The sequence below is a fragment of the Roseobacter sp. TSBP12 genome (genome assembly GCF_009129705.1).
GTDB classification, from domain to species: domain Bacteria; phylum Pseudomonadota; class Alphaproteobacteria; order Rhodobacterales; family Rhodobacteraceae; genus Celeribacter; species Celeribacter baekdonensis_A.
Genome location: NZ_PYIB01000041.1, coordinates 1 through 13,797, shown reverse-complemented (window position 1 = coordinate 13,797; position 13,797 = coordinate 1). Strand labels below are relative to the sequence as shown.

At 56.7% G+C, this 13,797-nt stretch carries 13 protein-coding genes; 8 read left to right on the top strand and 5 right to left on the bottom strand.

Features of this window, described 5'->3' with window-relative positions:
* Window positions 1-36: 36 nt before the first annotated feature.
* The 4 genes from C8029_RS11710 (at window position 37) to C8029_RS11695 (ending at window position 3,769) form a co-directional block, all read left to right on the top strand.
* The gene (locus tag C8029_RS11710; RefSeq protein ID WP_009572309.1) at window positions 37-1,302 is read left to right on the top strand and encodes an ABC transporter substrate-binding protein; all 1,266 of its coding nucleotides are present in this window, start codon (window positions 37-39) and stop codon (window positions 1,300-1,302) included.
* A gap of 115 nt (window positions 1,303-1,417) precedes the next feature.
* Window positions 1,418-2,272, top strand: coding sequence for an ABC transporter permease (locus tag C8029_RS11705; RefSeq protein WP_009572308.1), 855 nt, complete (start codon window positions 1,418-1,420; stop codon window positions 2,270-2,272).
* A gap of 2 nt (window positions 2,273-2,274) precedes the next feature.
* The gene (locus tag C8029_RS11700; RefSeq protein WP_009572307.1) at window positions 2,275-3,111 is read left to right on the top strand and encodes an ABC transporter permease; all 837 of its coding nucleotides are present in this window, start codon (window positions 2,275-2,277) and stop codon (window positions 3,109-3,111) included.
* A 1-nt stretch (window position 3,112) separates the two neighbouring features.
* Complete coding sequence (locus tag C8029_RS11695) at window positions 3,113-3,769, top strand: aspartate/glutamate racemase family protein (protein WP_009572306.1); 657 nt, start codon at window positions 3,113-3,115, stop codon at window positions 3,767-3,769.
* Here the strand turns inward: C8029_RS11695 and C8029_RS11690 are convergent.
* Genes C8029_RS11690 through C8029_RS11675 form a run of 4 tightly spaced genes read right to left on the bottom strand, consistent with a single transcriptional unit; the run spans window position 3,761 to window position 9,625 of the window.
* A complete protein-coding gene (locus C8029_RS11690; protein ID WP_009572305.1) occupies window positions 3,761-4,459 on the bottom strand; it encodes a TetR/AcrR family transcriptional regulator in 699 nt (232 codons plus the stop codon). The genes C8029_RS11695 and C8029_RS11690 overlap by 9 nt on opposite strands.
* Entirely contained in the window at window positions 4,456-7,503 is a 3,048-nt protein-coding gene (locus C8029_RS11685; protein ID WP_152002943.1) for an efflux RND transporter permease subunit, read from the bottom strand. Before C8029_RS11685 ends, C8029_RS11690 begins: the two co-directional genes overlap by 4 nt.
* Window positions 7,500-8,573, bottom strand: coding sequence for an efflux RND transporter periplasmic adaptor subunit (locus C8029_RS11680; RefSeq protein ID WP_009572303.1), 1,074 nt, complete (start codon window positions 8,571-8,573; stop codon window positions 7,500-7,502). The genes C8029_RS11685 and C8029_RS11680 overlap by 4 nt, the downstream gene beginning before the upstream one ends.
* Window positions 8,570-9,625: an efflux RND transporter periplasmic adaptor subunit gene (locus tag C8029_RS11675; protein ID WP_009572302.1), complete on the bottom strand. Its 1,056-nt coding sequence runs from the start codon at window positions 9,623-9,625 to the stop codon at window positions 8,570-8,572. Before C8029_RS11675 ends, C8029_RS11680 begins: the two co-directional genes overlap by 4 nt.
* A gap of 386 nt (window positions 9,626-10,011) precedes the next feature.
* On the opposite strand from C8029_RS11675, the gene hemP reads away from it, so the two are divergent.
* Window positions 10,012-10,173 (top strand): hemin uptake protein HemP, encoded by a 162-nt coding sequence (hemP, locus tag C8029_RS11670; protein ID WP_009572301.1) that lies wholly within the window; start codon window positions 10,012-10,014, stop codon window positions 10,171-10,173.
* Window positions 10,174-10,302: 129 nt separating this feature from the next.
* Here hemP and C8029_RS11665 read toward each other — a convergent pair whose 3' ends face one another.
* The gene (locus C8029_RS11665) at window positions 10,303-11,259 is read right to left on the bottom strand and encodes a LysR family transcriptional regulator (protein ID WP_152002942.1); all 957 of its coding nucleotides are present in this window, start codon (window positions 11,257-11,259) and stop codon (window positions 10,303-10,305) included.
* A gap of 153 nt (window positions 11,260-11,412) precedes the next feature.
* Between C8029_RS11665 and C8029_RS11660 the strand changes: the two genes are divergently transcribed.
* The 3 genes from C8029_RS11660 (at window position 11,413) to C8029_RS11650 (ending at window position 13,644) form a co-directional block, all read left to right on the top strand.
* Window positions 11,413-12,198: a transporter substrate-binding domain-containing protein gene (locus C8029_RS11660; RefSeq protein WP_152002941.1), complete on the top strand. Its 786-nt coding sequence runs from the start codon at window positions 11,413-11,415 to the stop codon at window positions 12,196-12,198.
* Between the two features lie 99 nt (window positions 12,199-12,297).
* Window positions 12,298-12,945 (top strand): amino acid ABC transporter permease, encoded by a 648-nt coding sequence (locus C8029_RS11655; RefSeq protein ID WP_009572298.1) that lies wholly within the window; start codon window positions 12,298-12,300, stop codon window positions 12,943-12,945.
* A gap of 42 nt (window positions 12,946-12,987) precedes the next feature.
* Window positions 12,988-13,644: an amino acid ABC transporter permease gene (locus C8029_RS11650; RefSeq protein WP_152002940.1), complete on the top strand. Its 657-nt coding sequence runs from the start codon at window positions 12,988-12,990 to the stop codon at window positions 13,642-13,644.
* Window positions 13,645-13,797 lie beyond the last annotated feature (153 nt).

Here is a 13,797-nt window from a genome sequence, read left to right as displayed (position 1 = left end):
TCTCCTCCAAAACCTCTGCAACAAGGGAAGATTGTCATGTCTAAAATGCGTTATTCGCGCCGCGCGGTGCTTAAGAGTGGGGCTGCCGCGGCCGCCGCCTCAGCCCTCCCCGCGCCCATGGTCTGGGCACAGGAAATCAAAGATATCACCCTGCGCCAATTCGGCACCGGCGTGTCCAACCTCAATGAAGTTGGGCAAAAAGTGAAAGAGGACCTGGGCTTCACGCTTGAGATGACCGCATTGGATTCCGATTCCGTGACCCAACGCGCCGCGACCCAACCGGACAGCTTTGACATCGCTGATATTGAATATTGGATTTGTAAAAAGGTCTGGCCGACGGGCAATCTTCAGGCCATGGACACCTCCAAAATCAAGAATTACGACAAGATCGTCGGCATTTTCAAATCCGGCAAACTGACCCCCGAAAGCGTGATCGCCCAAGGCACCGCGCCCTCCACCGTGGGCTTTGTCGAAGGTCCCGGTGCAACCGCTTTCGCCACCGAAGAAACCGGCTGGATGACCCTCATTCCAACAATCTATAATGCCGATACACTGGGCATCCGCCCCGACCTGATCGGTCGTCCGATCGACACATGGGCCGAGCTTTTGAACCCGGAATTCAAAGGCAAAGCCTCGATTCTCGACATCTCCTCGATCGGCATCATGGACATGGCAATGGTCTGTGAAGCGATGGGTGAAATCAAATATGCCGACAAAGGCAACATGACCAAGGACGAGATCGACAAGACCTTTGCGATCTTCACCGAAGCCAAAAAAGCCGGTCAGTTCCGCGCATTTTGGAAGACCTTTGACGAGTCGGTGAACCTGATGGCGTCGGGCGAAGTTGTGATCCAATCCATGTGGTCGCCGGCGATCACCGCAGTGAAATCGCGCGGCATCGACTGTGTCTACCAGCCGCTGAAAGAGGGCTATCGCTCCTGGGGCGGCGGCATCGGGCTTTCGAAATCCCTGACGGGCATGGAATTGGATGCGGCGTACGAATACATCAACTGGTATCTTGATGGCTGGGTCGGCGGGTTCCTGATGCGTCAAGGCTATTACTCCGCCGTGCCGGAAACCTCGAAAGACTATATGTCCGAAAATGAATGGGGCTATTGGTTTGAAGGCAAACCGGCCACGGGCGACATCACCTCGCCGTTTGGCGACGTGTTGGCGAAAGCGGGCGAGACGCGCGATGGCGGATCTTTCTACGATCGGATGGGCTCAGTGGCCTGTTGGAACGCGGTCATGGATGAGAACCAGTACATGGTCCGCAAATGGAACGAATTCATCGCCTCCTAACATGAGGGGGGCGCTGCCCCCTCCGGTGCTGCCCCACGGGGCCGCACCTTCCTCCCCCGGGATATTTTCAGACAAAAGAAACGCGCGGGCCGGGCCCGGTGTTAAGTGAGGACAGATGTTGAAAAACCGTCACATCCAAGGATGGCTACAGGCCTCTCCCCTGACGCTTGTCCTTATTGGATTCCTGATCTTGCCGATCCTCACCATCGTGGTGGTCAGCTTTTGGCGCGCCACCGAGTTTTCGATCATCCCCGACTTCTCTTTAGAAAATTACGAATTCCTGTTTGGCTCATCGGTCACCTACAAAGTGTTTTACGCCACATTGAAATATGCGGCGATCACATGGGCGCTCACACTTTTGATCGGCTTTACCGTCGCCTATTATCTGGCCTTTCACATCCGCAGCCAGACCATGCAGATCGCGCTGTTTTTGCTCTGCACGATCCCGTTCTGGACCTCGAATATCATCCGCATGATCTCTTGGATTCCGTTCCTTGGCCGCAACGGCATTGCCAATTCTGCACTGCAATCCTGGGGTGTGATTGATCAGCCGCTGGAGTGGCTTTTATATTCGGATTTCTCGGTGATCCTGGCCTTTGTCCATCTCTACACCCTGTTCATGGTCGTGCCGATTTTCAACACGATGACACGGATTGACCACAGCTTGATCGAGGCGGCGCGGGACAATGGTGCGAGCGGATTTCAAACGCTGCGGCATGTGATTGTACCGCTGACCAAGCCGGGAATCATGATTGGCACGATCTTTGTGCTCACGCTCGTGATGGGCGATTTCATCACCGTGCGCTTCATGTCAGGGTCGCAAAAGGCCAATGTCGGACGGCTGATTTCCAATGACATCGCCCTGTTGCAATACCCCTCCGCCGCCGCCACCGCCGTGATCCTGTTGATCACCGTGTTGATCGTGATCGGCATCCTGTTGCGCTTTGTCGATATTCGCAAGGAGCTTTGATCATGGAAAAACGTCCCGGTTCCTTCTACGTCCTCAGCGCGGTCTTTGCCCTGTTCATCCTGTTCCTCTACGGTCCGACCCTGACCATTGGCATCCTGTCGTTTCAGGGGCCGACCGGGGGATTGACCTTTCCAATGCGCGGCGTGTCACTGCATTGGTTCCGCGACCTGTTTGAACAACAGGCGGTGGGCGATATTTGGGGCGCTTTCCGACGCTCTCTCGCGCTTGGGCTGATGGTCATGGTGACGACCGTCGTGGTGTCGGTCATGGGCGGCTTTGCCTTTCGCAAACGGTTCTATGGTTCGGGCATCTTGTTTTACCTGATCATCGCCTCGCTGGTGATCCCGTCGATCCTGATCTCGCTTGGCGTCGGTCTGATCTTTAGCCAGCTTGGGTTTAAAATCCATTGGGCCACCTCGGGTTTCGGCTCACAGCTGACATGGACGCTGCCCTTTGGTTTGCTGATCATGTTTGCCGTGTTCAACCGCTTTGACAAATCCTTTGAGGAGGCGGCGCGCGACCAAGGCGCCTCGCCGTGGCAAACGGTGCGCTATGTGGTTTTGCCGATCATTGCGCCCTCGCTCATTGGCGTAGGCCTGTTTGGGTTTACCCTGTCCTATGACGAATTCGCCCGCACCTTGTTGACGGCAGGATCGTACAACACGCTGCCGCTGGAAATCTTCGGCATGACCACCAATGTGACCACGCCGGTGATCTACGCGCTTGGCACCATGACCACGCTGTTTTCGCTTTTGATCATCGGCGCGTTTCTTTTGACCGTGTGGGTTTTGGGCAAACGCCGCGCGCGGCTTGGGTCCGATGCGGGCAAAGGGGTCTGAGGTGAAAATCCTGTTTCTCAATCCAAACTCCTCCGCCCATATGACGCAGAGTGTTGTGGCGACCGCGCGCGCGCTTTTGCCTGAGGCGGAGATTTTAGGCTGGACCAATGCCGACGGCCCGCCCGCCATTCAAGGTCCTGAAGATGGTGCGGCGGCGATCCCTGGCCTAATGGCAGTGTTGCCGAAAGCGCGCGACGAGGGTGTTGAAGCCATCGTCATCGCCTGTTTCGATGACACGGGATTGGAGGCCCTGCGCGCGGCGGCGCATTGTCCGGTGATCGGGATCGGCGAAGCGGCCTATCATTTTGCCCTGCTCAAAGGCCAAAGCTACGGCGTGGTGACGACCCTTGGCGTCTCTGTCCCGGTGATTGAGGGCAATATCCGCCGTCATGGGTTTGAGGCCGCCTGCCTCGCGGTTTCGGCCAGTGGCATTGCGGTTTTAGACGTCGAAGAGGGCCGCCCTGCCGTCTTGGATCACCTTACAACCGAGATCAAAGCCATGGGCGCGCGCGGGGCGCAGACGGTGATTTTGGGATGCGCGGGCATGTCCGCGCATCACGGCACATTGACGAAACGCTCAGGCGTGGTTCTGATCGACGGAGTCCGGGCGGCCACGCTTTTGGCGCAGGCATTGGTGGTGGATCAAAGCTCAGTGTGATTTGATCCACGCGGCGTTGCTTTGCGCCAAAAGCGCCTCACTCGGCACCACGGGACAAACCACCGGAAGCGCCGCAATGCGCGTGGCCTCTTCCTGCGCGACCCCCAACATGCGCAAAATCGCGGCGACAAAGGCCGGAACATCGACGTCTTCACCCGCCACGATCCGGCGCAAAAGCGCGAGCGTGCCGACCTCCAAGAGGTCGGTCACCATCTCTTCCGGCATCGGGCAAAAGTCACCCGCCATGATTGAGTCGCGCACGAAACAGGGCGCGACCTCATCCAAGACCTGACCAAACCCATAGGCATGCCGACCAATCCGCGCGGTAAATTCGAGGAAAAGCGGATGCGCGCGGGCCAGTTCGACAAAGGCTTTGACGCCATAGGCCAGCCGTTCCGCCGGGGGCAAATCCTCATCAATCGCCTCGAAGATCAGCGAGACGATTTCGCGCGCGAGGGCCCGTTTGGCCGCAACCAAGACATCATCAATCGTGTCGAAATAGTTGTAAAACGTGCCGCGCGACACACCCGCGCGGCGCACGACATGATCAATCACCGTGCCATTCACCCCACGGTCGGCAAAGACCATGGTGCCCGCTTCGACCAGACGATCATAGGTGCGCTGACGGCGCTCCTGTCCGATCCGGGTACGGTAATCGACGGGTTCTGTTTGACGGATCTCTTCGGTCACGTCGCCTCCTTCGCCTCCGGTTTGACCCGGAACACAAGACAATAGAGCGCCGGCGCGAAGAGCAATGTGATCAATGTCCCGGCGATAATGCCGCCCATCATCGCGAAAGCCATCGGGCCCCAAAACACCTGACGCGAAATCGGGATCAAGGCCAAAGAGGCCGCCGCTGCGGTCAACAGGATCGGACGCGCCCGGCTGTCAGAGGCCTCAAACACGGCGTGCCAACGCGATTTGCCTTCGCGGCGCAAATCTTCGATGGCCTGGATCAGGATGATGGAATTTCGGATCAAAATGCCAACGAGAGCAAGCACCCCGAGCAGGGCGACAAATCCCATTGGCGCACTGGCGCTCAAAAGTGCCGCAACAACACCGATCAGCCCCAATGGCGCGACCGCGATAACGACGAACATCAGTCGGAAACTTTGGACCTGAATCATCGTCAGCGTCAGCATGATTAACACCATAATCGGCATGACGGCGGCAATTGGACCCTGACTTTCGGCGCTGCTTTCAACCGTACCGCCAACCTCGACCGTATAGCCGCGTGGCAGGGTTTGTTCAAAGCTGGCAATCGCCGGTTTGAGCGCATTGACCAAGGTTGCGGGCAAATCATCAGAGGCAATCGCCGCCTTCACGGTGATCACGGGCGCGCGGTCCTCTTGTCGGATCAGCGGCTGTTCGGTCACCCAATCCAATGTCGCAATCGAGGACAGTGGAATGGACACGCCTTGCGCATTGGCAAATTGCAGATTTTCCAGAGCAGTCAAGGTTTTGCGATCTTCCTCGGCGCCGCGAATTTCGACATCAATCAATGTGCGCGCATCGCGGATTTGGGTCACGGTGGAGCCTTCAAACAGGCTCGACATCACCCCCGCCACATCCGATTGGGTCAACCCAAGCTGCCGCAACCGCGCCTGATCCAGATCGACACGGACCACCCGAGAGGGCTCATTCCAATCGAGTGAAATCGCGCTCAACCGCTCCTCTTTCGACAAAACCGCAGCCAGTTCACGCGCGTGGTCACGCAATTCAGCGTAATCAGGACCGGAAATCCGGTATTGCACGGGCTTGCCAACTGGCGGCCCAAGCTCAAAGGTTTTGGGATAGAATTCGACGCCAAGCCGGGCCTCGGAATAGGCCCGTACTTTCGCCAAAAGGCGATCACGCGCCTCAAGGTCGGTCGTCAGGATCAAGAGCTGACCAATGTTCGGCCCCGGCGTCAGCGCCTCCAAGGTCAACACAACCCTAGGCGCACCGTTGCCGATATAGGTCGTCCAAAATGTAACCTCGTCCTGAGCGCTCAGCCATGTTTCAAACTGCGCAATCTCCGTATCGGTTGCATAAATACTGGCGTTTTGGCGCAGCGTCACATCGACCAAAACCTCCGGGCGATCCGAACTTGGGAAAAACTGTTGTTCGACCTTGCTCATACCGACCACAGCCAGTGCGAAAGCCGCAAATGTAATGACCACCGTCAAAAGGCGGAACCGCATCGCAAGCCGCAGCAAATGATGGAACCGACGCCGCAACCATCCCGGTTCGCCGTGTACATGTTTCCACTGTTTCGGCAAAAAAGTTGCCCCCAACACTGGCGCAAACAACACGGCGACAATCCAGCTCAGTACCAACGAAATGGCAATCACATAGAACAAGGTGATGGTGTATTCACCGGCATTACTGCTGTTGAGACCGATGGGGATAAAACCAGCGGTGGTGATTAACGTGCCCGTCAACATCGGCCAAGCGATCGATGTCCAGGCATAGGCAGCCGCCTTGTGACGGCTTTCACCCAGTTCGAGACGCGAGATCATCGTTTCAATCGCGATCATGGCGTCATCCACCAAAAGGCCCAGCGCGATGATCAAAGCGCCCAGCGAAATCCGCTGAAGCGTGATGCCCAAAACCTCCATGAACACAAAGGTCAGGGCCAACACCAAGGGGATCGTCAGGCTGACGACAAACCCCGCGCGCACACCGAGAGACACGAAGCTCACGGCAAGCACGATCACCACCGCCTCGATCAGCGCCTTCACGAAATGGCCCACCGACTCCTCAACCACTTTCGGCTGGTCGGCGACATGGTGGACATTGATACCCACTGGCAATGTCGTGGTGAGTTCTGCCATGGTCTCATCCAAAGCCGCACCAAAATCGAGCACATTGCCGCCTTCGCGCATCCCGATTTTCAGACCGATTGCGGGCGCGCCATTGTAACGAAACAATTCGGACGGCGGATCATCGTAGCCCGAGGTCACATTGGCCACATCGGCCAGCGTGAAAAAAATATCGCCCGAGCGCAGCGGCGCATTGGCGAGGGCGTCTACACTGTCGAATTGCCCGGTAACCCGCAGCAAAATGTTTTCATCGTCGGTGCTGATCATCCCCGATGGAACGATCTGGTTTTGCGCCGCAAGAGAGCCCAAAACGGTTTGCCCATCGAGGCCGAAAGCGGCCAAACGACGGGCAGAAAATTCGATATGGATGACCTGATCACGAGTGCCAAACACTTCGACTTTGCCAGCATCATCAAGACTTTGAACCACATCGCGGACGTCTTCGACATAATCTTTGACCTCCTCGGGCGCATAGCCATCCGAGGTAAAGGCATAGACCGTCCCAAACACATCCCCAAAGTCATCATCATAGGCAAAGCCTTGAAACTCCTGAGGGAACTGGCTTCGGATATCCGACATCATTTGCCGTACACGCGTCCAGGACGGGCGCACTTCGGAGGCGGGAACATTGTCGCGCAAATCAACATAGACCAATGCGATCCCCGGATAGGTCACCGAGCGCGTACCATCGAGGGTCGCGAGTTCTTGCAGTTTGCGTTCAATGCGATCGGTCACCTGCGTCACGGTTTCCTCGGCGGTGGCCCCCGGCAAACTCGCAGTCACCACCATGGTGCGGATGGTGAACGACGGGTCCTCTTCGCGCCCAAGCCTCATGTAGCTGAGCGATCCGGCGACCACAGCAATGATCATCATGAACCAGATAAAGGAGCGGTGCCCCAGTGCCCAATCCGATAGGTTGAACCCCTTCATTCGAGCCGCTCCCCAACTTTTTGTCCGTCTTCAAGTGCGTGTACTCCGCGCACGACGATTTCATCATTCTCAGAAAGCCCTGCGGAAATCACCACCCGGTCTCCCACAATGGCGCCCAGCGTCACCGGCACAAATGTCACCATACGATCCGGCGTGACGCGCCAAACGCCAGGGCTGTCTTGCGTGCCCGCAATGGCGCTGATGGGCAGGGTCATCGCAGGGGCCGCACCACGATTATAGGCCGCCGTGATCAAGGTGCCGATACGGTAATCCTCAGGCGGCGCAATCAGCATAAGCCGCAATCTACGGGTCTCCAGACTTGTGTCGGCAACGGGTTCAATCACACTCAGCCGCGCCATCACCGGGGCAACACCACCCGAACGGTGACGCACCACGAATCCCGCGCCTTCCGGCATGATCGCGGCGACAGAGGCGGGCACATCAATGATCGCCTCGCGCCCCAAAGGATCGGCAATCTCCATCACACTCACGCCGGGGCTAACAAGCGTGCCGGGATCGACTGAGGTGGACAGGACAATCCCATCCCGTGGCGCGACAAGGCTACCATAGCGGGCCGCCTCCGTGGTTTGGGCCAGATCGGCACGCACGCTTTCGAGTTTGGCCGCCGTGGCATCGCGATTGGCGCGCGCCGCTTCGAGTTGGGCGGTGGTGGCCACATTGCGCGCCACCAGCGCCGAAACACGTTCATATTGGGTCTGCGCAAATTCGGCCTGCGCTTGGACCCCCGACACAGCGGCTTCGGCCACGGCGACATCTTGCGCCAATGTGATTTGATCAAGGGTTGCAAGCACCTGCCCTTTGGTCACGCGATCCCCGGCGGCCACATTGAGCGTCGCCAAACGGCCGCTGGTTTGGAACGCCAAAGCGGTCACATCCTGGCCCCGGATCACCCCGGAGTATTGACGTTTGACCACCGGGTCGGTTGACACGAATTCGGAAATCACCGGGCGCAGCGCCGGAGTTTCACCCATATCGGACTGAGCCAGCCCCATTTGTCCCAGACCCGAAAAAACAAGCATCACAGCCAAGAGCCGCATCGGTTTGATCATTGCATCGTCTCCCCTGCGACCACCGGGCGGCCGTCGAACAGCATTTGTGATCCGGCCCCGACCACAAGATCACCCTCGACAAGGCCTTCCGTGAGTTCAACGGTCTTATCGTTATAAGAGCCCACGCGCACAGATTTGAGTGACACGGTGGAGGTCGCAGGATCGACCACCCAGACGGCCGGGCCTTTGGAATCCGACGTCAACGCGCTCCATGGCAGAACAATGCGTTGGTCGATTTCGATCGTGGAGCGGCCTGAGATCGACGTGCCGATCGGGATCTGCGTCGACATCTCTTCGGGAATATCCGCATGAATTTCAACTGTTCCGGTGGAGGTCAAAACCGGCAAGACTTCGGTGATCGTCGATGTGAACGGCGCATCCGCACCACTGGGATCAAGCTCGACCTCATGGTTGAGAATTTTCGACAGCCCTGCCGCATCCGGGGCCAAAAACACCGCTTGTTTTTTGCCCTTCAACGCGAGGGTGGCAACAGGAGCCCCGGCGGAAACGATCTCGCCCAGATCGACATATTTTTCGATCACGGTCACGTCCTCTTCGGCACGAATCTCTGTATCGTCAAGCGCTTGTTCGGCGGTTTCCAACATGGCGCGGGCCTGATCTCGACTGGCCTGCGCCGCCAGAAAGGCCTGCTGCGCCTCATCATATTGCGCCTGCGTGCCCACGCCGCGCGCCAAAAGCGTATCCATTCGGGCGCGGGCTTGTTCGGCCTGAACCCATGCGGCTTCGGCAGCATTCAAATTGGCCCGGGCCGCATCAAGTGCAGCGGAAATATTGGTCGCATCAATGCGTGCAATCACCTCGCCGGCTCTCAATTGGCGCCCGACCTCGGCATCCAGATAGTCGATCTGACCGCCTCTGCGAAAGGCGGCCGGAAAGCTGTCTTTCGCCTCGACAGAGCCAACAACCTTGATCTCGTGAACGACTGTTGCGCTTTTGGCGGAAATAATTTCGACCGCCAAAGGCACTTCGGCCAAAATGTGCGTCGGGGTTAGGATGAGCCAGATCAGACCCAAGAGCGTTGGAACTTTCATGAATATCCCTGACATATCGAAAAGCTAAGCCTCTCATTTAGCCGAATTGACAGTTTTGTCAAATCTAACTTTCCCGGTTCGTACAGATTCCCTGATTTTCGGCCATATTGGTGTAGTCTCCCTGAAGACCAAAGGTATGTCGCGTGTCTTTTCTGCACATATGTTGGAGTCTAAAATTTTGCATCCATAAGTTGACAAAAAGACTAAGGTTAATTTATCTTCCTAGAGATCGCGCCGTCCGGCGCCTTGAACCGCGACATCCAATGGCACGCCATGGCGCAAAGCCCAGCCAGTCTTGGTGTTTCAATTACTGACACACCATCCGCTTCCCACAGAGGGGCGACAGGCCCTTGGCCTGGAATACGGACATGACAAAAGGCAAGCCAATGACCCTACATGTAACGAAGATGGAAGCTGCGGAGACCCAGCTTCCCCCAATTGATGCCCGCAGTTTGATTTCAGACGGCTCAACCCGGCAAATCATCCTTGATGGCCAAATCTACACCCTGCGGATCACGCGCGCGCAAAAATTGATCCTAACAAAATGAAGGTCGTTTAGCCTTTAAGGTGTTTCGGATTTAAGTTGAGATACGACTTAAATCCGAAACACGCGAAACTTGATTTAGGGTGTGGGCGTTTCGGGACAAACGCCTTGAGCACGTTTATCCCGATGCACTTTATCGATAGGTGCGCAATTCCAAATCAACGGATGAAAGCATCTCGTCGCACATAGTCAAAAACCCGGCCTCGGCTTCGGACAACTTGCGGCGCGGGTTAGTCAAAAGATAGATGCTGACCAAAGGCAAGGTGTCATAGGGCGGCAATTGACGCAACCGCCCCAGATCGACATCGCGCTTGGCCACATGTAATGGCAGCGCACCAATGCCGATATTGGCAACGATCATGCGCCTGAGTTCATGCAAGTTCGAAGACACCCCGCTCCACCCCGTCGCGATTTTGGCCCGCATCCGCAGCTTTGCCACGGGTTCCAAAGGCCCGCCATCGGTTTCCGTTTGAAATGACACCGACCTCTCGCCTTCGAGTTCGGACAGGGGAATCATATCACGCCCAAACAGCCGATGTTTGGGGCCGCAAAACAGACCAAAATATTCACGGTACAACACGTCCGCTTTCAAACCTGCCGGAATTTTATGCAGCAAACAAATCCCAAGGCTGGCGCGATTTTGACTGACACGGCTGACAATTTCGTCGCTTTCCGCGACTGTGAAAGAAAAGCTGACCTTTGGATGACGCGTGACAAAGCGGTGCAACACCTCATCAAAGTGATCCGAAATCACATGGGATGTGGTGACAATGGAAATATGGCCACGCAAGTCTTCGGTGCCCGTTTCCAACAAAGACGGCAATTGCGACACCGCACCAAAGATCGACGAACATTCGGCATAAAGCAACTGCCCGGCTCGCGTCACTTTGAATTCATTCGATTTTCTAACGATCAACTGATGCCCGGCCGTGTCTTCGAGACGCTTGAGAGCGGAGGAGATTGTCGGTTGCTTCAGGCCCAAAAAATCAGCCGCGCGCGAAATGCCGCGTTGTTCGACCACCACCATGAAAGTGCGCAACAGGTTCCAGTCGAGATGCCAAGGAAAGCGCTGTTCGTAAGGTTTAGCCATAAATTACATCTATGTTGAGCATTCTTATTATTTATTTGCGCAATGTATTCACACATGCAAGCCTTTTCACCAAGGTGGCCAGAACCACCATTCAAACCATCCCCGCCGAGAGGTCCACCCTCAAAGGCGGTTCGGATCCAACTGGAGAAGACGATGACCAAACGTAGAACTTTCTTGAAAACCGCTGTCGCCGTTTCGGCTTTCGCACTGACCGGGCTGACCCTTGCCGCCCCTGTGGCCGCAGACGAGCTTGAGACCCTCAAAGAAAAAGGCGTGATGCGGATCGCCATGTCCGGCGCTTATCCTCCGTTCAACTTTGTGAATGACAAAAATGAAGTTGTGGGCTTTGATCCGGCCATCGGGACCGAGATCGCCAAACGCATGGGTCTTGAGACCGAAATCGTCACCACGGCATGGGACGGCATCATCGGTGGGCTTTTGGCCAATAAATATGACGCCATCGTCGGCTCAATGACCATCACCGATGAGCGCGCCGAAGTGGTTGATTTTGTTGGCCCCTATTACACCACGGGCCGCGCTATTTTCTCCAAACCCGGCAGCGGCATCGAAACCCTCGCCGATCTGGACGGCAAAAAAGTTGGCGTGACTTTGGGCGAGACCCACGAGGAATGGGCCAAGGAAAAAGGCTACACTGTGCGCACCTACAAAGGTCTGCCGGAGCTGATCATGGAGCTTGAAAACGGCCGCGTTGATGCGATCGTCAACGACTCCATCGCCGCGATTTTGGCGCTCAAAGAAAACGGCTACGCCTACACGAGCTTTGACGACCCGGACACCGAACCCTTTGGTGCCGGCATCGCCATTCGCAAAGGCAACCCCGAATTGAAGGCCGCAATGCAAGCCGCCCTTGACGAGATGATGGCCGATGGCACCTACGTTGCCATTGCCGAAGAGTGGATCGGCGAAGACATCCGCTAAGCCGCACAGGGTCTCGATAGGGGGCGCGTGATCTGCGCGTCCCCTTTGACCTCTCGTTTGTGCCCCTTCTTTCCCTGACCCAAAGAGACCTCTGTCGCTATGGACATAGAGCTTATCCTCAAGGTTTATCCCTATTTTCTCGAAGCTGCGGTGGTGACCATTGAGCTGTCCGTGCTCACGGTCCTGCTTGGTCTGATCTGTGGCGCGCTGGCAGCGGCGGCGCGGATGTCGCGCTTTCGCCTGTTGCGCATCATCGGCGCGGTCTACGTCAGCGTCTTTCGCGGCACGCCTGCACTGATCCAACTGTTCCTGTTGTACTTCGGCGGTCCGCAAATCGGCATCCAACTCGACGCGTTCGAGGCGGGGGTGATTGGGCTTGGCCTCAATATCGGGGCCTATATGGCCGAAACCATGCGCGGGGCGATTGTGTCCGTGGACGGAGGTCAAACCGAGGCGGCGCGCACATTGGGTCTGTCGCGCACTCAGGCGTTTCGAAAGGTGACATTGCCACAAGCCATGCGCCTGATGATCCGGCCCTTGGGGGTCAACATCAACGCCCAGATCAAAGGCACCGCCCTTGTTGCCGCGATCTCTGTGGTCGAACTGACTTACACCGCCCAGCGCTATATCGGCTCAACCTATAAGCCGTTCGAAATGTTCTTTTTGGCGGGCGTGCTCTACATCCTCATCATCACCGTGACCGGCAAAGGCATCTCTTACCTCGACCGAAAGGTGCGCCTGCCATGAGCCATTGTCCTGTCCTGAAATCCAGCATGAAAGGCGCGCGCCATGGGTCTTGATTTCACCGTTGTCCCCGCCTACCTCGACACGATTTTGATCGGTGTGTTGTGGACCATCGCCATCACCGTTTGCGCCGCCCTCCTGAGCTTTTTCGGCGGTATCCTCTTTGCCGTGATCGCGCTGTACGCGCCATGGTTCCTCCGGCTTCCAGTCCGGTTTTTCGCATGGCTCTTTATGGGCACGCCGTTGTTGTTGCAGTTGTTCTTGATCTATTTCGGCCTTGTGCAATTGGGCATTGATTTGCCTGCTTTTGTCGCCGGGGTGATCGGGCTCGGCCTGCACTTTGCGGTCTATAATTCGGAGCTGATTCAAACCGCGATCTTGGCCGTGGACAAAGGTCAAATGGAGGCCGCACGCACCCTTGGCTGTTCGCGGTCACAAGCCCTGCGCAAGGTGGTGATCCCCCAAGCGGTGCGCGATGTGATCCCGCCGATTGGCAACAACATGATCGCACTGCTCAAAGACTCCGCACTGGTCTCCGTGATCGGCGTGTCCGAGCTGACGCTGTCGTCGCAACTTGCCATTGGTCGCACCTATCGTCCGTTTGAATTCTACGCCGTCGCCGCCGTGTTCTACTACATCGTCAATCTCGGCATGGAAGCGGTGATGCGCCGCATCGAACGTAAAACCTCCCTCTCCCGCTAAGCGTTAAGGACCTGACATGACCGAAGCTCATAAATTCGTCGACATCCGTCACGCCCAGAAATCCTATGGCGATCTTGAGGTGCTCAAGGATATTTCTCTCACCGTGGATCGTGGCGAAATCGTTGCCATCATCGGCCCGTCCGGGTCGGGCAA

Excerpts from the sequence above, each read along its gene's own strand:
- C8029_RS11710 (WP_009572309.1), top strand. The coding sequence starts at position 37 with ATGTCTAAAATGCGTTATTCGCGCCGCGCGGTGCTTAAGAGTGGGGCT.
- C8029_RS11705 (WP_009572308.1), top strand. The coding sequence starts at position 1,418 with ATGTTGAAAAACCGTCACATCCAAGGATGGCTACAGGCCTCTCCCCTG.
- C8029_RS11700 (WP_009572307.1), top strand. The coding sequence starts at position 2,275 with ATGGAAAAACGTCCCGGTTCCTTCTACGTCCTCAGCGCGGTCTTTGCC.
- C8029_RS11685 (WP_152002943.1), bottom strand. The coding sequence starts at position 7,503 with ATGAAGGGGTTCAACCTATCGGATTGGGCACTGGGGCACCGCTCCTTT.
- C8029_RS11680 (WP_009572303.1), bottom strand. The coding sequence starts at position 8,573 with ATGATCAAACCGATGCGGCTCTTGGCTGTGATGCTTGTTTTTTCGGGT.
- C8029_RS11675 (WP_009572302.1), bottom strand. The coding sequence starts at position 9,625 with ATGAAAGTTCCAACGCTCTTGGGTCTGATCTGGCTCATCCTAACCCCG.
- hemP (WP_009572301.1), top strand. The coding sequence starts at position 10,012 with ATGACCCTACATGTAACGAAGATGGAAGCTGCGGAGACCCAGCTTCCC.
- C8029_RS11665 (WP_152002942.1), bottom strand. The coding sequence starts at position 11,259 with ATGGCTAAACCTTACGAACAGCGCTTTCCTTGGCATCTCGACTGGAAC.
- C8029_RS11660 (WP_152002941.1), top strand. The coding sequence starts at position 11,413 with ATGACCAAACGTAGAACTTTCTTGAAAACCGCTGTCGCCGTTTCGGCT.
- C8029_RS11655 (WP_009572298.1), top strand. The coding sequence starts at position 12,298 with ATGGACATAGAGCTTATCCTCAAGGTTTATCCCTATTTTCTCGAAGCT.
- C8029_RS11650 (WP_152002940.1), top strand. The coding sequence starts at position 12,988 with ATGGGTCTTGATTTCACCGTTGTCCCCGCCTACCTCGACACGATTTTG.